The sequence below is a fragment of the Gardnerella vaginalis genome (assembly GCF_040427915.1).
Classification (GTDB): Bacteria; Actinomycetota; Actinomycetes; order Actinomycetales; family Bifidobacteriaceae; genus Bifidobacterium; species Bifidobacterium vaginale_C.
In genome coordinates this window covers 861,555-880,316 of record NZ_JBETXJ010000002.1, presented here as the reverse complement: position 1 = coordinate 880,316, position 18,762 = coordinate 861,555, and the positions used below count along the sequence as shown (strand labels likewise).

Here is an 18,762-nt window from a genome sequence, read left to right as displayed (position 1 = left end):
TAAAAGCTAATCAGCATCTTCATCCATAGAAATATCTGCAGCAGAAATATCAGAAGAATGACTGTTATCTAACCAACTTACGATTAGTCTGCTAAATAAGTGTAAAAGCATCCACACAACAAGGGCAAACATTACTGCACAAATCATAACAAACATATCGTTTCCATTAGTTGGAATGTGCAAATCAAAGAAATGAGCGACAAACGGTATAAACGCGCCCACAACACCAGCCAGCGCAAAGCACAACACCATTATTCCACGCCAAGAAAAAATAGGTTTAGAAACAGTAGCTAAAACCACTACACCAAGCGCAAAAACAACAACCGCACAAATACTACGAGTCACACCCAAAGACTTGGCTGCACCAACAATAAGCTTGGAAGCACTCACACCAGAAGCATCTAAACCACGCGCCAACATCATAGGAGCAAAAACAGCCGTAACCAACACAGATATAGCAACAGCCACACCATTAGGAAGCGCAAAACGCACAACACGATGCAAAAACCCTGGAATATAACGTCTTGAATTAGGAGCCAAAGCCAGCAAAAACGCTGGAATACCAATTGTTAACGAGCCAATATAAGTTATGTGACGAGGCAAATACGGGAAGTGAAGACCAAGAAGAACAACACCAGCCGAAATAAGTGCAGAATACACAGTTTTAACAAGGAACAATCCTGCAACACGCTCCATATTTGCCATAACCTGACGACCCCTAGCAACCACGTCTGGAAGATGCGAAAAACGCGAATCAACAAGCACAACTTGAGCCACAGCCTTAGCTGCAGGAGCAGCATTCCCCATAGCTACACCCAAATCCGCTTCTTTAAGCGCAAGAGTATCGTTAACACCATCGCCAGTCATAGCAACAACATGACCCTTAGCATGCAGAGCCTGAACAATCGCCTTCTTTTGATCTGGCAAAACACGACCAAGAACATCAACATTCTCGAGCACCTGAGAAAGCTGATTAACATCTTTAGGAAGATTCCTAGCATCCATAGCAATAGGCTTAGAATCGCCAGTTAATCCAACTTTTTCAGCCACTGCAGCAACTGTTATAGGATTATCGCCAGAAATAACACGGCATCTAACTCCCTGCTGCCTAAACCATGCGAGCGTTTGTCTAGCATCCGAACGAATTTTCTCCGAACAGCGAACCAAGGCAACAGGACGTGCATTAGAAGAAATAGTAGGAGAATCAGAAAAAGTAGAATCACATGAATCGCTGTCATCTAAAGCAAGGAGAAGCACACGCTCACCTTTTTGAGCATATTCATTTACGCGATGCAAAATACGATCAAACTGCTCATGCGAGCGCATATTAGAATAGTTAGAATCAGAATTGCCGTCAGAACAATCACGAAACTCACGAATCGCACTAACCAAAACTTCTGGAGCACCCATGTACCAAGTTTCAAAACTACCATCTTTATGCTTGTAATTAATAGCACTCCATTTTCTAGAAGACGAGAACGGAAGACGATTATTTATTACGCAACCAGAAGAAACACCCTGATTTTCAACGTTTTTATCATTAAGACCTTTGCTAAAAGTATCTTTACTACCAAGACCTTCCATAATTGCTATACCAGTAGCATTTGGATTTTCTTCATTAGACAAATCAAATAAAGCTTGATTTACAAAACCGCGCAAACCATCATTCAAGTCGAAAGCATCCGCGCTGCTCTGCTTTGCAACATCACTTAAATTGTCATCAAGCAAATCCACGCCTACGAATGCGATTCCACCATCCGTAATAGTGCCAGTTTTATCCAAATTCAAACAATCCACTCGCGCCAAAGTTTCCACAGATTCTAACTCTTGTATCAGAGTCTTCTTTCGAGCGAGGCGCATAGCAGCAACAGCAAAATTAAGCGAAGTTAAAAGCACAAGACCTTCTGGAATCATGCCAACAACACCAGCGACAGCAGAAACCACAGCACTACGCCAATGGCCAGTTTGCCACGCAAGCGCAAAACCACCAACCTTACTAATCTGAGACCATACAAGCAAGACGCAAAGAGGCACAACAACAATCGTCATCCACTTTAAAATCGTGTTAATTCCGCGGCTCAAATCCGAAATTGTTTTAGTGTAAACCTTTGCTTGAGCAGCCAATTTAGCAGCATAACTGTTGCCACCCACAGCCGTAACACGAGTCAAAGCAACACCAGAAACAGCGGTAGAGCCAGAATATACGCGATCCTCTGCAGCTTTACGTACAGTTGCAGATTCGCCCGTAAGCATTGACTCATCCATCTCCAAACCCCAAGATTCAAGCACTTGCACATCTGCAGGAACCTGGTCTCCAGCACGAACCCATAACAAATCACCAAGCACAATATCGCAATGGTTTATAAAAACGTTCTTGCCGCCCCGTCGCACAATCGATCGCGAAGCCACAAGAATCGAAAGCCTATCAAGCGTGTGTTTTGCACGCAACTCAGTAACAACGCCAATACCAGTGTTAATCAAAATAACAAAACCAAAAACGGCATCTTTCCAAGATCCAGTAGCGAGAACAACCACCATTGCTACAAAGATAATTGCGTTAAAAAGTGTAAACACGTTTGCACGCACAATAGAAAGCACAGACCTAGATGTTCGATTAGTCGTAATGTTAACGTCGCCATTTTCCACAGCATAAGAAACTTCATCTGCATTTAAACCAGATTCGTTAACTTCTGGCAAATCAGGCAAATCAGACATGTCACTTATGTCACGCAAATTATCCAAATCACGCATCTGCAGCCTCCGCGAAGTCTCTGGCAAATCTTTCTTAATTACGCTAGTTCTTGTCATTTATAATCACATCCCTGCTGTGAGGCGTATTATCTATTAACGATTGAACGATTTTTAGAAGAGATGAATGTTGAATTTTTCCCAATTTATCTACATTCGACCTATTATCCCTATTAAACTCAAACAAAGCTTGATTGTCTAAATCCTTGAAAATATACAATTTTGCAGCATACAAAGTTGAATCCTTCGGAGGATTTTTAGGATTCACAAGAGCTACTGGTATTCCAGCAAAACGAGCATATTTAAGCGCATCAATCCAAGATTCACGAGCCTTTAAATCTACATGTGCTCCACCAGCATTGCTTTTAACACCTAAATCTGTAGAATCTGAAGCATCAATATTGATGCTGTTAATCAATATCATAGAAACAGGCTGCTCGGAAGCAGACTTAATCGCATCACTTGCAGCCTCATTAGCGTTCTTAACATCAGACACAGAAGCATAAGCTGCACTCAAACCAGATTTTTCGCATAAATGAAGGAGTTTGGAATCAAGAGATGCGGATTTTGACCCAACTATAAGTAGCTTGATATCTTCTACGTCAATGCCATCGTGAACTATGTCGTCTGCCTTACCCGTATCCCCAACCGCGTGATTCTTAGGCTCACACCCACTCAAAGACGCTACCGCCAATAGAGAAATCGACGCAGCTGCACATAAACATATCACGCGTTTAAGTTTATTCATAAGCACGTGCTTTGTTTTGCGCATAAGAGACATAAGACTTTTATATCACAAATTGCATATGAAATACTTAAAAGGCGTATTACCATGATGTAACAGTCGTTGCTCGCCTATGTATATTAGATGGAGCCACAAGTATCTCACGATTAGTGCAATTAGGAATAATCTTATTTTGTTTAAATTCAGAATGCTGTTGATTGGATTCACTATCTAGTCTCTGAAGTACTAGTTGAATCGCAGTCTTTGCAACTTTTCTTGGAACAGTTGAAATATTAGTAATAGGCGTTGGGAAACTCTCTGCATAATCATCAGAACAATGCACAATAACCGATAAATCTTTCCCAGGCTGAATATTTCGTTCTTTCAAATACCATAACAACCACTGAGCTACACTAGGCTGACGAACAATAATACCAAGCCTATCATCTTTGTACTTCAATAATCTGTCAGCGCATTCAACAAAACCTGTCCAGTCTGGAGATTTTCTTGGGACTATAGAATACGGAATATTAAGCTTTTCACATTCTTGACGTATAGCCATATGGAACTCGTGAATAAAGAACATGTTTTCAGGCTCTTCAAAGTCTATAGAGTACGGGTTACTCACAGGCTCCCCTATTACAGCAATATGATGATGATTTGTCTCATATAGTTCATCAACTGCCATACGTCCTGCAATACGAGCATCTAAATCTACGACATCCAAGCCCTGAGCATTTCTAGGTCTTCCAATTAGCACTGTTGGCTGAGTCAATTGGCAAACTACTGGTATACGAGGATCATTAGTCTCAATATCCATAAGGATAAAAGCATCACAAAGTGTCTTATTAGCTAATCTTTGTATACTCTTTGAATCATGTGCAGTTGTGTTAAGAATAACATCATATCCATGTTCTTCAGCATAACGAACTATGGTATCTATGTAAGGAGTAGTTTCATTTGCATCTTTATTGCTACGCATCTCTGCAAATAGTGCAATAATGTTCGTCTTAGATGTTCGAAGAATGCGAGCGCCAGCGTTAGGATGATAGTTAAGTGTGCGCATTGCATTGAGTACACGGTTACGTGTTTCAGGAGCAATCCCGTTTTTATCATTAATAACAAACGAAACAGTTGTTTGCGAAACTCCGGCTAAAGTCGCTACATCTTTACTTGTAGGAGCTTTGTAGGCAAAACCGTCTTGTGAAATTCTCATTGCATTACAACCTATCGCTAAGCAATTACAACCTTTGTACTACTTGCCATCAATCCCAAAATATACAGAATATATACTATATACAAAATATACTCTACATTTTTTTTGTGAATATTGGAATTCGATCCAACGGCGTATCAACAATGATAGTAGTTGGTCCATTAAAAATAATTTTATCATCACTTTCCCAACTTCCATCAGGAATATAAACAGAACGCTGTTTTTGATATTTATTAAGAGCTGGAGCCACTATAATTCTGTCTCCAAGTAAGAATTGATCAATTATATCTTCACAATGATCGTAGTGGTAAGACATTGGTCGTACTATTGGCTCACCAGTATTAGCAGCATTTAATGCAAACTTTTGTATCGTCGGCAAATATGCTTCTCTTGTTCTTATAGCACAAATTAGAGCTTTCATATGCTCTTTATCTAAAACACGGTGAGGTAAAGTAGAGAATTGCATCATAGGACATAATGCTGCAATCTGTGCATACCGAATAAAGAAATCTTGATCTATACTATTAGCATTTTGCATAGATTCAATTTCGCCTCCACCAATCATATCTGGACATGTGAATGCGTGACCAATAAGACCTTGAGCTATTATTTCTGGAATAAGCGATTGTAGACCTTCAACCCCCCACGATTGTGGCTTATCTCGTAAGCGCTGCGCTAAAGGCTGACCACCCATTTTCCAACATGCTCTAAACTCGTTGTAAGAGTAGCGCAACCCGAATTTCGCCCATCGCTCACAAAATTCTGCAGACGTCATTGATTCGTATGAAATGTCATCGTTATGACACTCATAAAAATCACCACCATCGAATTTAAACCCATCAACACCTATTTGTCTAAGAGCATCAAGCTTCTCTTCTAACCAAGAGATTGCTTTTGGATGCGACAAATCAAGAACAGCACTCAATCCGTTCCACCATCGTCGTATTGCTGTTTCCCCATTTACATTTCTCAATAAAAGATTTTCTTTTTCCAAATAACGGAAATTTTCAGAATCAGGACTAATGAAAGGCACGAGCCAAAGCATTATACGAAAGCCTTGTTCGTGCAATGAGTCAATCATTTTACGAGGTTTTGGAAAACGCGAAATATCAAATGTCCAATCACCATAATCAGGTGACCATTTGTCATCAATCATAATGATTCCAGATGGCATTCCTGATTCAAGAATCTGACGCGCATAATTTTCTACTTTATCTTGTGTTGGAGCATAAGGCATTTCGATCCAAGTATTATATTGCGGCTTATCAATAAGATCTGCAGGTATACTTCTATCGCTTGGTGGAAAATATTTATTGCAAGCATACTTATAAGCATCAGATAGTTTATCCCCGACTTTGTTAAAAGTTAATGAAGAAGAGTGTTTTATCGATAAAGTTCTATCTTCAAATGTAAATTTGAAAGGTTCTTTGCACCATACATATCGTCCACACGTAGATATTAATAGTGGAGAAGATTGATTTGAAGCTTCAGGAACTTCTCTTAGTTTTTGAGTCCATTCAGACAAATCTCTTGTAAATAGTTGTTTTCCAAACGGCTCATATATTCCATCAATTACTGTTCCACCCCACCAGCGCTCACCTTCGAGCAGTTTAATTGTGGTTACAAATTTATCAGCTATGTTTGAAGCCATGTTTGAAACTACATTTGTTTTTGTTGTCTCTGCTGTATTTAGCACATCCGTTGTGCGACTAATTTCCACGTTCATCTTGCATCCTAAAAAAATATTATCTGTATACATTCAATTATTACTAATACGTATTATTACTATAATATTAATAATGGATATTGTCTAATATATATAAAATATTCTTTATACATACAAATTCATCTTGATTATTAATAACGAAATCCCTTAATAAATCACTATTTTCAAGCTTGTTATATATCTTTTTAAAAACACATATAACTATATTTAAGTTGCATTTTTATAAGATATGTGCCATACTGTACCTATCAGTACTAATACGTATTGAAAAGATGGTAAAAAATTTGCTATCACAAAGAAAGGAAATCACAATGAGGTGTGGGTTTCGAAATTTAAAGCGCACGGCGGTGGCACTGGCGACACTCGCCACAGTGCTATTACCATTGGGCGCATGTGGCAATGGAAATTCTGCTGGAAAAGTATCTATTTCGTTTTATTCTTACTTCAAGAAAAATCAGATAGGCAATGTAATTTCAGCATTTCAAAAAGCACATCCAAATATTAAGATTGATGCGCAATATGGTCAAAATTCAACGCAATACATCCAAACTCTGCAAACTCGACTAGCTGGCGGCACTCCTCCGACGATTTTCAATTTAACAATGGATAACCGCACTGACATAATGCAATCTGGTCAAGCTCTGGATATTTCAGGATCAAAATTCTTCTCTGGAATTGATGAATCAAACTTCAAGCTATTCCAACATAACGGTAAAACATATGGCATGCCAGTTTCTGCTTGGGTTGGTGCAATGTTTTACAACAAAGATATTTTGAAGCAAGCTGGATACACTGAATTCCCTAAGACATGGGACGACTTTATTACGATGGGCAAGAAGATTAATGATTCTGGTAAAGTCGCTTTCTTGGAAGATTTTAACACTCAACCATCTGGCACATTCGAGGCATTATTGGCAAGTAAATATGCTTCTGACAAAAATGATAAGCAAGACGAAGTAATCTGGAACGGATCTTCAACATTTAGTAAAGAGTGGACTCCAGCATTGAGCGAATGGGCTAAAGCTATAGACGCAAAAGTCATTCCTCATAAGAGCATTGGCTTAACAGCAGATCAGGTAAAGCAAGAATTTGTCACTGGAAATCTTGCAGTTATGCGTTCTGGTCCTTGGGATTTGGCAGATGTTAAGGCCTCTGGAATTAATTTTGGTGTTGCTCCTATGCCTTCTTATCAGAAGGGAGAGCAGTGGATTAATGGTGGTCCTGACCAAGGATTCGCTATTGCAGCTAAAGCATCTAAAGCTCAGCAAGAAGCAGCAAAAACATTCTTAGCATATTTGAACAGCAAGGATGGTCTTAAGACGTTCACAACGAATGCTGGAACTTTGTCATTATCTGATAAGTATCGCGCAGATCCTCCTGCTGAACTTGCCGGAGTTATTAAAGATTATTTCCAAAATAACAAATTCTACTGGGTGAACTTCTCCAAGTCTCCTAGCGCAATGATGACAGAGATGGCATCTCGTCAACAAGAGCTAGTTCAAGGAAAAATCACTCCAAAAGAATTCACTAAGTTGTTAGACGATAAATGGAATTCGATGAAATAGTATAAGCAGAATGGGTTGCACTCTGAAATTTTAAATCAGTAAAATCTGTTACAGAGTGCAACCCGTTTTCATTGACGAGAGTAATTTGCATCTGTAATCCTGTTAGCAATAGCAGATTTGTAGATCATAGAGGGGGCATTACTATGAGGTGTTCACCAAACAATAACAGCAATTCTGAGCAAATAAGACGTAAGTTTTCTGTATCTTCAGCTGCCTTTAAAGATAATTTAACTTCATTTTGGTTCCTATTGCCAATAGTGGTTATTTTTATTGTGTTAACTTTAATTCCTTTAATGCAATCAATTTTTTACTCATTTACTGATTTCAATGGCTATGATTTAAATTTTCACTTCATCGGCTTGCAAAAGTATCAACAAGTCTTTTCTGACACATCATTACTTTCAGCATTAATTTTTACATTGATGTATTCATTCATCGTTACCATCGTAGTTACATGTCTGGCAATTCCTCTAGCCGTTGTTTTAAATCAAGCAATGATTGGTAAGAGTTTTTTGCGATCATTATTCTTCTTCCTAGGAGTACCAGCACAAGCGGTAATTGGTCTAATTTGGCAATACATTTTTTCTCCTTTAGATTCTGGAGTCGCCAATCAAATTTTACACACATTTGGCTTACCTTCTATTCAATGGCTTTCTCAAGATAACTGGGCACGTTTTTGCGTAATGTTCGTAGCAGTATGGATGCAAGTTGGATGGCATGCTACTTTATACATCGCATGGCTTCAGGCAATTCCAGCAGATCTCTATGAACAAGCAAGAGTAGATGGTGCGAATGGTTTACAGCGATTCGTTCATATAACTTTGCCACAGTTAATTCCAGGAATGGTTGTTTCAACATTTTTATTGATGACAACTGCTTTGAAAATATACGACTTACCATACACATTGACCGCTGGAGGTCCTGGTCATTCCACAAATACCATAACTCAAGCGATAATTATGCGCGGCATGGGACAATCTGACGTTGGTTTAGCATCAGCATTATCTACATTATTCACGATTGCTTGCGTAATTGTTATTGCAATCCAAATGAAGGTATCAAGCACAGTTGCAAGGAGATTCCAATAATGAATAAGCGTCACAAAATCGTATCTCAAACAGTTCGAACTATAGTTGTTTGGACAATTGCTCTAATATGCGCTGTCCCCCTGTACTACGTTGTAATTAGTTCATTCAAAACACCTATCGACATGATTAAACACCCATTGCAACTACCAACACAATGGTTATGGAATAATTACATAGATGCGTTTGCAGATGGAACAATCATTCAAGCATTTATAAACACAATTATTGTGACTACTGTTGCTGTTATTTTGCAAGTATTAATCGGATCACTTGCAGCTTATGGTGTAGTACAGAAAAAATCTCTTTTTACTATGATTATTGGGTCAATCCTAATGATTACATTTGCAATACCAGTACAAGCGACTTTATTGCCTTTATACCGCATGGAATCTTCAATAGGTTTAACAGATACTCTTACAGGTCTTGTAGCGCTATATATGGGTAGCTGCGTCTTTTGCTATTTTCTTATTGTTGGCTATATGAAAGCTCTTCCACAAGAATTATTTGAAGCAGCAAAAATTGATGGCGCAGGACCATTCCGAATATATTGGACTATAGTTCTGCCTCTTATACGTCCAATTATTGTAGCCGTAGTTGTTTTCCAAACAATGGGCACTTGGAATGACTTTCTTTTACCAAGCGTGTTCTTATCATCAACAGACAAACAGACTGTTGTCTTACAGGTTTACAATGCTGTACAACAATTTACAACAAACTGGCCTTTGTTCATGGCAACGACTGTATTAGCTTTGATTCCAGTGTTTATTTTCTTCTGCTTCTGCCAGAAGTGGATAGTTTCTGGTCTTTTAGCTGGATCAGTAAAGGGCTAAATATTTATAGCTAAATGTTTTTACATAATTAGGATAATCAATGAAGATAATCAATTTTAATAAAAAGTGCATGTGCATATTTTCTGCTATATGTATAAGTACATGTGTTGTACAAAGTAACTGGTTTTCGGTGGCAAACAGTTTAGAAATCAATTCTAAGCATAGCCGTACATTTGAGAATAGAGACACTGTACTTATTAATATTTGATCCAAATCAGATATTAAAAGATTGATGCGCTTTCGACTATAAGCAAAAACATTGATTACAATAAGCGTTTCATAATATACGCGAACTATTGCGCACTTTATACCAGATTTGACCTAATTTACGTTCATCCTAAAGGAATATTTTCCCAAGTTTGTTTACCATTTGAGCAAAATAGAAACAAATGCGGGATAAAAGAAGCAAAAATACTACATAAAACACACAAAACATAAAAAGGGTTTGTTAGAAGTAATCTAACAAACCCTTAAAACCAGAAGGAAGAATCCCGTCCCTAGCAGGAAACCACCAACCAGCAACAAGCATCAAGCACAATCAAACAGCAACCCAAACTCCATATGGTAAGAAAAGGAAATTTTCGGCAAACCACACGAAACCCAAGCCACTATTTGAAAGCTTGTGATACACGTGAAGAAAAACAACATGCGTATCACACGCTCAACGCAAGCCTTTTAACTTAGTGACGCATCTTGCGAACAGCAGCACCCATACCAGCAAGCATAGAAGCAGCCAAAGCAGTCAAAGCAACACCAACACCAGCATTACCAAGCTTCTCGCCAGCCTTACCATGGCTATTGCCACCCTTGGTAGCAAGCTCACCCTTAGCAGCAGCGGCACCAGCCTTACCAGCGGCAGCGCCAGCTGCACCAGCAGCACCCTGAGCGCCAGCAGCGGCTGGAGCATTCTTACCAGCCTCAGCCTTCTGAGCCGCCTGCTGAACATCCTTACCAAACTTACCACTCAAAGCCTTAGAGTAAAGATCACGAGCATCTGGAACGGTTGGGAACTTTGGATCCAAAGGATCATCAGTCACAACTGGTGGCAAATCATCTGGGTTAATACCCATAGCAACAGCCTCATTGTAAACAGCCTTGTAATAAGCTAAAGCATCATTGTAATCAGAAACAGCCTTCTTAACATCCTTCAAAGCATCATCGTAAGCCTTCTGAGCATCTCCAAGGGCTTTAAAGGCACGATCACGATGAGCCTGAGCACGCTTAAGAGCATCGTTTAACTTCTGGAGAGTAGCAGAATCCGTCACGCCAGAAGCCTCAAACTTATCGATAGCAGCTTGCGCAGCATCAACAGCAGCTTGACGAGCTTTAGCCTCAGCAGTAGCAGCATTCAAAGCCTTGAAAGCATCATCGAAAGCCTTCTGCTTCTTATTAAGGATATCTTCCTTATTATCCTTAGCCTGCTTAGCGTCGTAAACCTTCTTAATCTCAGCACGATTAAGCTCATCCTTAGTTGGATCTGGCTTAGCGCAATTCTCAAGAATATCCTTAGCCTTAATCCACTCAGCCTTAAGGTTCTCAACCTTAGTATTCTGATCATCATAAGCAGCCTTGGAAGTTAAATGAGCATTGTAAGCATCCACATACTTCTGAACCCTCTCATACAAATCATGTGAGACTTCAGATGAATCAGCATTATTCTTCAACAAGCCAGTAGCCAAAACTTTAACAGTATAATGTTCAGCCTCAGAATCCTTTGCAGGAGCTGGAGAAACTGTCATACCTTCAAGAACAACCTGAGCATTATGGTAAGCAGTGTAAGCAGCATCAGCAGCAGTCTTAGCAGCACTCTTGAGTGGTGCAGGCACTGGGCAGGTTGTAGCAGCCATTGCTGGGGTTGCCATTGCGAAGCCGGCAAGCAAAGTAGCGCCAGCAGCGAAAGCAGCGATAGCCTTCTTATTCATCATTTTAATTTCCTTTCTTCTTCTCCTCTGCGTTAGGGGCGCAGAGAAAAATTTGCTCCACAATCCACAACACGTGAATAGTGGTTTAAACACCAGCCAAAACTAGGAGCAGCTAGCGTTTGCTTATTAACATACCCCCCCCCCGTTTAAAAAAGTCAAGAGGCAACCACACAAAACAAACAGAAAAAAATAATGTTACACACAAACTAATCCACAATAAAAACTATTTTCACCATAATATTTGTGGATTAACACTAATAAAACCGTAAAAACACATTGTTTCAAGGTTTTTAAAGAATTTTCCCAGACTTTTCTCAGGAAACTACTCAAGCAAGAACACTAACACTATAAAACCATTGAAAAATCAACATTCCACACACATCACACACGCAACACGCCGACACCACGCCAAACCGACGTCAAGCCAACATCAAACGAAATGCCATGCTACAAGGCAATCCCACACACAACTAGATTCCCGCGTTTGTTCCCTTTTTGAGCAAAATAGAAACAAATGCGGGCAAAAATACACAAACACAGGCAAAAATAAACAATATCGGGCGAATCTACAACTTCGCGCTTAAAGCGTAGCGCGCGAAGGCAATTCGGAGCGCTGAGCCGCTTAAACGTAAAGTCCAGTGGACTTTACGTGCGGCGAAGACGTGAGCGCGGCTAATCCGCGCAAACAACGTAACACATCTTACGCAAAATTCAACCCAATTACGCACAAGCGCACAATAAAACAAAAACACTACAAAATAACCACTAGCGCAAATCAACCACACTAATGCAAGCTTCTGCAAATACTACAAATTTTTATCTATCAACTTGTCTAATTCCTTCAACCTATCCTTAGCGTGACAAATCAACTTCTGCTCATCAATAGTTTTCTTGCCAAAAAGTACTTCCTTAAGAACACTAGCTGCTGTAATATTTGGACTATTTTTATACGAATCAGAATCATATATACATTTTTCGTCTCGCTTGTAAATCTGAATCCTGTCAAATATTTTCGATTTTTCTAATTTCAACAAGTTATCTACTATATTATTCACAATATTGTCGTGATGATCCTTAGGAGTTGCCCTAGCACTTTTAGGATCTTCCAAATACATTTCCCTGTAGCGAATCAGCGTACTGATCCATGACAATTCAGGTTTTGTTGCGATGACAGCAAGAGAAACACGGTAACCACGATCTATCAACATTTTCGCAGTACTGCTAGGAACTTCAACACTGCGCAAAGTACCTTCAATTATGAGATTATATTTTTTAGAACTTAACTCATCAATTAGGCTTCTCACCATTTTTGCGGAAAAAGCACTCGTATATTTAACACTTTCTTTACCGTATTTATCAAGCAACTCGCAATAATGAGGGTGTTGAGTCCTATAGCTATCAGCATCAAGGATTATTATGTTACCGTTAAATTCTTTTTGTTTTATTACATGAATGGTCGTTTTGCCAGCACCACTTTGTCCACCCAGTAAAACCGCCTTAGGATGCAAATCTGCATGCTTATACATTTGTAAAGAACGTAAATTTCTTAACAAACAGTGAGTAAAATACTCTTCGCTAAAATCTTCTATAACCATAGCAAAATCACACTTACCCATATTTTTTCTATACGATTGTTAACTATTTTTATTGCAACTTACGTATTCAAGCAAGCGTTCTATGCCATCTAAATATCCGATATAACGATTTATATCTTCAAAATTTGTAGATGTATAAATCTTTGTATTAATTACATCTGATAAATCATCACTAATTGCAATCCATGCATTAGAAGAATCATCAAATTGTATATTCATACTATCCTCGTATTTATATAAACGAGCCAGTAAAAGTGCGCCACGCTCCTTTAAAACTTCAATCTTCATATTCAAATCGTATTTATCAGATGCAGATAATTCTTTTTCATGTACGATATCAAAAAGAGAAACCTTGAATTTATTACAAATCTTATCTATTAACCTAGTTGAAATAGCACTTGTACCATTTTCGTATCGCACAATGCTATTACGAGATACTCCTAATGCTTCAGCTAACTCTTGTTGAGTTAATTTTTTTGAGCGACGTAGTGCTCGAATATTCACAGAAACCATATATACGCCCTTTTATAAAAAATCTGCAATAACAATTAATTCAAAATTAAGATTTAAGCTTTATTTATGATATAAGCATATAACAAAAAACATTTAGGCACCAATTTTGGTGCAAATTCTTTACAAAATTTTTAAACTCTCACAACACGTACAAAAATATTAAATTGCTCAATAATTGAAAATAAAAGATTTAAAGAAAACAAAAAGGCTCGGAGAGTTGACGCCCCTAGTAGCATCTATCTCCAAGCCCTTAATAATCACAGCACTATTACTGTCCCTAGCAAAAACAGCACTGCTAATTACCCTCAACAGTCAACTCACAAAACCAGCATCACCAGAATCCACTGCGAAAAAAGGAAATTAAGCAAAACAGTAAAAACCAGTAATGCAATCCTGTAAGAAAACTTGCGACAGAAATCAAAGAAAACTACCACAGCTGAGAGCAAAATCATAGAAGTGAGCGCACTGAAAAATACGCAGCACGCTCACCGATAACACTTAACGTGCTTTTAGTTTAGTGACGCATCTTGCGAACAGCAGCACCCATACCAGCAAGCATAGAAGCAGCCAAAGCAGTCAAAGCAACACCAACACCAGCATTACCAAGCTTCTCGCCAGCCTTACCATGACCATTGCCACCCTTAGCAAGCTCACCCTTAGCAGCAGCCTTACCAGCAGCGGCTGGAGCAGCAGCACCATTTGCAGCAGCAGCTGGAGCATTCTTACCAGCCTCAGCCTTAGCCTTAGCTTCAGCCTTCTGAACAGCCTTCTGAGCAGCAGCACCAAACTTACCACTCAAAGCATCATCATAAATCTTCTTAGCCTCAGAAAGCTCTGGGAAAGCATCAGAAGCTGGATCTACAAGCGTGATCTTTGGAAGAAGATCAGGATTCACATTCAACTCAACAGCATGATTATAAGCAGCCTTGTAAGCCTCAACAGCCTTATTATAAGCACCCTGAGCCTTATCGTTAGCTTCCTGAGCTTCTCCGTAAGCTTTGCTCTTGGCAGCAAGAACAATATCATTAACTCGCTTCACATGAGCCACAGCACGATTGTAAGCAGTCACAAGACGCTCAAGCTTTGCATCATCCTTAACACCAGAAGCCTTGAAATCTTCCACAGCAGCCAAAGCAGCATCCAACTTAGCCTGAGCTTCCGCAAGCTCAGCCTTAGCAGCCTTCAACTTCTTAGCAGCATCAACAAAAGTCTCATGAGTATGAGCGAAATCATTCTTAGTTTGATCAACCTTCTGCTTAGCAGTATAAACATCAGCAATAGCCTTCTTCTGCTTCTCCGCCAAAGTTGGCTCTACTGGATCTGCAACAGCATTAGCTTCAGCAGCCTTAGCAGCAAGATACTTATTCAAAAGATCCTGAACCTCAGCAGCCTTAGCATTCTTAGCCTTAGTTTCTGTAACATTAGCATTGAAAGCCTTAACATAATCCTGAGCCGCTACATACAACTTGTATACAACACTATCTGTTGTAGCACCATGTGCAAGAGCAATTAAACCAGTCTTAGGATCTGGAGTCGTATTGATGTAAACTTTAACGACAGACAGAGGCTCTGCTGGCTTAGGGGTTACAGTCATACCGTCATAAACAGCCTTAGCCTTAGTGTAAGCTTCGTAAGCTGCAGCAGTCTTAGCCTTAGCAACACTCACGTAAACTACTGGAGTCTCTTCAGCCATTGCTGGGGTTGCCATTGCGAAGCCGGCAAGCAAAGTTGCGCCAGCAGCGAAAGCGGCGATAGCCTTCTTATTCATCATTTTAATTTCCTTTCTTCTTCTCCTCCACGTAAAACACGCGAAGAGAAAACATTAAAAATCCAACAACATTTCCGAAACATTGTGGATAACCACCATCTAGAGCATCTAGCTAGCAGCTGTTATTAACATACCCCCCCCCCGTTTAAAAAAGTCAAGAGGCAACCACACAAAACAAACAGAAAAAAATAATGTTACACACAAACTAATCCACAATAAAAACTATTTTCACCATAATATTTGTGGATTAACACTAATAAAACCGTAAAAACACATTGTTTCAAGGTTTTTAAAGAATTTTCCCAGACTTTTCTCAGGAAACTACTCAAGCAAGAACACTAACACTATAAAACCATTGAAAAATCAACATTCCACACACATCACACACGCAACACGCCGATACCACGCCAAACCGACGTCAAACCAACACCCCACCAACACCACGCTACAATACAATCGCGCACAACTAGATTCACACACGCTTTTAAAAATTTGCTGTAAAAGTACAAATTCTCGAGCAAGTGTTGTATACTAAAATCACAAAAGATAACATATATGAGCAAAAATGAACACAGAACTGATGGAAAATGTGCGTATCACAATCTGTATGTTTTTCAATCTTTCTATTTCAGCTTTTGCTTTATATGATGATTTTTTGCCTTATATATAGCGACCTTATACAACCAAGTTCGTATAACAAATCTTATGCAATACTTTTGCGTAAAACATGCAAGAAAGGCTTCAAAATGACAGTCCTTGTAACAGGTGGATGCGGGTACATTGGCGCACACGTTGTTCACGCACTACATCAAGCCAAGCAAAACGTCGTCGTAGTGGATGACCTTAGCTATGGCAAACCAACTCGTATCGAAGGCGCGCGACTTTATGGAATGGATATATCTTCTCCAGACGCTGGTGCGCGACTTGCACAAATCATGAAGGATGAAAATGTTGACTCCGTTATTCACTTTGCAGCGCGCAAGCAGGTTGGGGAATCTGTAGAAAAGCCTCTTTGGTACTATCAGCAGAATATAAACGGCATGCTTAATGTTTTAGAAGCTATGCGACAAAGTGGAGCAAAAAAACTCGTGTTCTCGTCTAGTGCTGCAACATACGGCGAGCCTCCTGTAGAGGTTGTTCCAGAAGACGTTGTGCCAATGCTTCCAATTAACCCATATGGTCAAACAAAGCTCTTCGGCGAATGGATGGCACGAGCATGTGAAAAACCATACGGCATTCGCTTCTGCGCCCTACGCTACTTTAACGTTGCAGGCTGCGGACCTGTTGAGCTAGAAGATCCAGCTATACTGAACCTTATTCCTATGCTTCTTGAACGTTTACAGAAAGGCAAAGCGCCTGCAATTTTTGGCAGCGACTACCCTACTCCAGACGGCACTTGCATTCGCGACTACATTCATGTTTCCGATCTTGCAGATGCACACATTGCTGCATTATCATACTTGGATCGCGACGAGCGCAAGTACGATGCGTTTAACGTTGGTACTGGAAAAGGCACATCAGTGCGCCAGATTGTTGAAGAGATTCGCAAAGTTACGAAATTGCCATTTAAAGAGGCAATTCTAGATCGTAGAGCTGGCGACCCACCTCAGCTAATTGGCAGCCCGAAGCGAATCAACGAAGAAATGGGATGGCATGCAAAATACAACGTGCAAGACATAGTTGAATCTGCATGGAAAGCTTGGCAAGCAAATCCAGAACATCATATTGACGTTGATACTTGGAAGCAGCAAGACTAAAACAAGATACATAAAAATAAAGACGCATAAACAAAGACACATAAACAAAATAGCTCCTTCGTAAAACGCAACATATGAATCTAAATCACAACATATGTTTATAAACGAAGGAGCTATTTACATTATTATTTATAATTATTTAAATTTGCATTATTGCCAACCAGCCAGTAATTAACAAAGTTCGCTTCGCATAACAGCTACACTTTCTCCAAGCAATGACGCATCTTGTTTTAAAGCTGGGAATCGCACTCTTACAGCCCCAAATAGCTTGCTATCAATCCTGCTGTTAATCGCAAACTGCATATTAGCAATAAAAGTATCGTTAATAATACTGCTATCACCATTTACTACCACATCTTCAATACCATTCATAGCTATAGGAATGGCTAATATCTTACCCAAAGAAGTTCCAGCCTGAGTAATAATCCTATCTTTTTCCGATGGAGCATCCGCAATACGCTGTTGCAAACGCGGAATCGATATAAGCGTTTCCAAACATCCTCGTTTACCACAACGACATAAGAGACCATCTTCATCAACAACAACATGTCCAATTTCGCCTGCAGTAAATTTTCCGCCGTCAACAATCTTATTGGAAATCAGCGTTCCCGCACCAACACCACGAGCGATTTGTATGTATATTAAATTACTCGATCCATTAGCAAGTTGTTTTTCTCCCAAGGCTGCAGCATTAGCATTATTATCAACACGAACTGGAACATTAAATATTTTTCGCAAATCATCCGCCAGTGTAACATTTTTCCAACCTAGATGAGGTGCTGACAGAATTTTCCCTTCATCGTCAATAACTCCAGGAGATGAGATACCAATTCCCAATAGTGGTGCCGTAGTCTTTTTACGCAAATCAACGATTAAAGACACAATATCATCTACAGAAAGCTTGTCATCTAAACGGATCGGAGTTTGAATACGCTCTATAACATTTCCAACAAGATTTGTTATAGCTCCAACAATCGTATTCTCTCCAGCAATATCAACAACTATTATTTGCCTAGAATTCTCGCATAAATGCAATAAAACTGCAGGCTTACCAGGGCACGTTGCAGACTTTGTTTTGCCTTCTTTTACAAGACCGTCGGAAATCAAGGATTCTACCACTGCGGATGCAGACGATTTAGATATACCAGTTAATTTTGCCACATCAGATCTCGAAAGAATATAATTTGAGTAAAGAAGATTTAAAACATTACAACGATTCTTCTTACGAATATCTTCTGGCGTAAATGAGATCAATCTATTACGCGAATCATCAGAGTCTTTCATTCTTTGTTTCTCCTAAGATTCCCACA

At 39.4% G+C, this 18,762-nt stretch carries 13 protein-coding genes; 4 read left to right on the top strand and 9 right to left on the bottom strand.

What is annotated here, in order from left to right; all coding sequences use genetic code 11:
* Positions 1 to 6: 6 nt before the first annotated feature.
* The 4 genes from ABVC65_RS03550 to ABVC65_RS03535 form a co-directional block, all read right to left on the bottom strand.
* Positions 7 to 2,808, bottom strand: coding sequence for an HAD-IC family P-type ATPase (locus ABVC65_RS03550; RefSeq protein ID WP_435528275.1), 2,802 nt, complete (start codon positions 2,806 to 2,808; stop codon positions 7 to 9).
* Positions 2,795 to 3,529 (bottom strand): hypothetical protein, encoded by a 735-nt coding sequence (locus ABVC65_RS03545; RefSeq protein ID WP_353582614.1) that lies wholly within the window; start codon positions 3,527 to 3,529, stop codon positions 2,795 to 2,797. The genes ABVC65_RS03550 and ABVC65_RS03545 overlap by 14 nt, the downstream gene beginning before the upstream one ends.
* A gap of 46 nt (positions 3,530 to 3,575) precedes the next feature.
* Complete coding sequence (locus tag ABVC65_RS03540; protein ID WP_353582613.1) at positions 3,576 to 4,688, bottom strand: LacI family DNA-binding transcriptional regulator; 1,113 nt, start codon at positions 4,686 to 4,688, stop codon at positions 3,576 to 3,578.
* Positions 4,689 to 4,782: 94 nt separating this feature from the next.
* Positions 4,783 to 6,414 (bottom strand): glycoside hydrolase family 31 protein, encoded by a 1,632-nt coding sequence (locus ABVC65_RS03535; RefSeq protein ID WP_353582612.1) that lies wholly within the window; start codon positions 6,412 to 6,414, stop codon positions 4,783 to 4,785.
* Positions 6,415 to 6,725: 311 nt separating this feature from the next.
* On the opposite strand from ABVC65_RS03535, the gene ABVC65_RS03530 reads away from it, so the two are divergent.
* The 3 genes from ABVC65_RS03530 (at position 6,726) to ABVC65_RS03520 (ending at position 9,897) form a co-directional block, all read left to right on the top strand.
* Positions 6,726 to 7,979 carry an ABC transporter substrate-binding protein gene (locus ABVC65_RS03530; protein WP_019261463.1) on the top strand — a complete coding sequence of 418 codons (1,254 nt, stop codon included), beginning with the start codon at positions 6,726 to 6,728 and terminating at the stop codon, positions 7,977 to 7,979.
* A 143-nt stretch (positions 7,980 to 8,122) separates the two neighbouring features.
* Complete coding sequence (locus ABVC65_RS03525) at positions 8,123 to 9,067, top strand: carbohydrate ABC transporter permease (protein ID WP_353582611.1); 945 nt, start codon at positions 8,123 to 8,125, stop codon at positions 9,065 to 9,067.
* Entirely contained in the window at positions 9,067 to 9,897 is an 831-nt protein-coding gene (locus ABVC65_RS03520) for a carbohydrate ABC transporter permease (RefSeq protein WP_353582610.1), read from the top strand. The genes ABVC65_RS03525 and ABVC65_RS03520 overlap by 1 nt, the downstream gene beginning before the upstream one ends.
* Positions 9,898 to 10,577: 680 nt before the next feature.
* Here ABVC65_RS03520 and ABVC65_RS03515 read toward each other — a convergent pair.
* From ABVC65_RS03515 to ABVC65_RS03500, 4 genes are all read right to left on the bottom strand, one after another.
* Positions 10,578 to 11,822: a hypothetical protein gene (locus ABVC65_RS03515; RefSeq protein WP_353582609.1), complete on the bottom strand. Its 1,245-nt coding sequence runs from the start codon at positions 11,820 to 11,822 to the stop codon at positions 10,578 to 10,580.
* 803 nt (positions 11,823 to 12,625) lie between these two features.
* On the bottom strand, positions 12,626 to 13,414 hold the full coding sequence (locus ABVC65_RS03510; RefSeq protein WP_353582608.1) for a zeta toxin family protein: 789 nt from the start codon (positions 13,412 to 13,414) through the stop codon (positions 12,626 to 12,628).
* 39 nt (positions 13,415 to 13,453) lie between these two features.
* On the bottom strand, positions 13,454 to 13,927 hold the full coding sequence (locus ABVC65_RS03505; RefSeq protein WP_116692690.1) for a helix-turn-helix transcriptional regulator: 474 nt from the start codon (positions 13,925 to 13,927) through the stop codon (positions 13,454 to 13,456).
* A 514-nt stretch (positions 13,928 to 14,441) separates the two neighbouring features.
* Entirely contained in the window at positions 14,442 to 15,698 is a 1,257-nt protein-coding gene (locus ABVC65_RS03500) for a hypothetical protein (RefSeq protein ID WP_353582607.1), read from the bottom strand.
* 743 nt (positions 15,699 to 16,441) lie between these two features.
* On the opposite strand from ABVC65_RS03500, the gene galE reads away from it, so the two are divergent.
* The gene (gene galE, locus ABVC65_RS03495; RefSeq protein ID WP_004113007.1) at positions 16,442 to 17,452 is read left to right on the top strand and encodes a UDP-glucose 4-epimerase GalE; all 1,011 of its coding nucleotides are present in this window, start codon (positions 16,442 to 16,444) and stop codon (positions 17,450 to 17,452) included.
* Positions 17,453 to 17,623: 171 nt separating this feature from the next.
* Here galE and ABVC65_RS03490 read toward each other — a convergent pair whose 3' ends face one another.
* Entirely contained in the window at positions 17,624 to 18,736 is a 1,113-nt protein-coding gene (locus tag ABVC65_RS03490; RefSeq protein WP_016828784.1) for an ROK family transcriptional regulator, read from the bottom strand.
* Positions 18,737 to 18,762 lie beyond the last annotated feature (26 nt).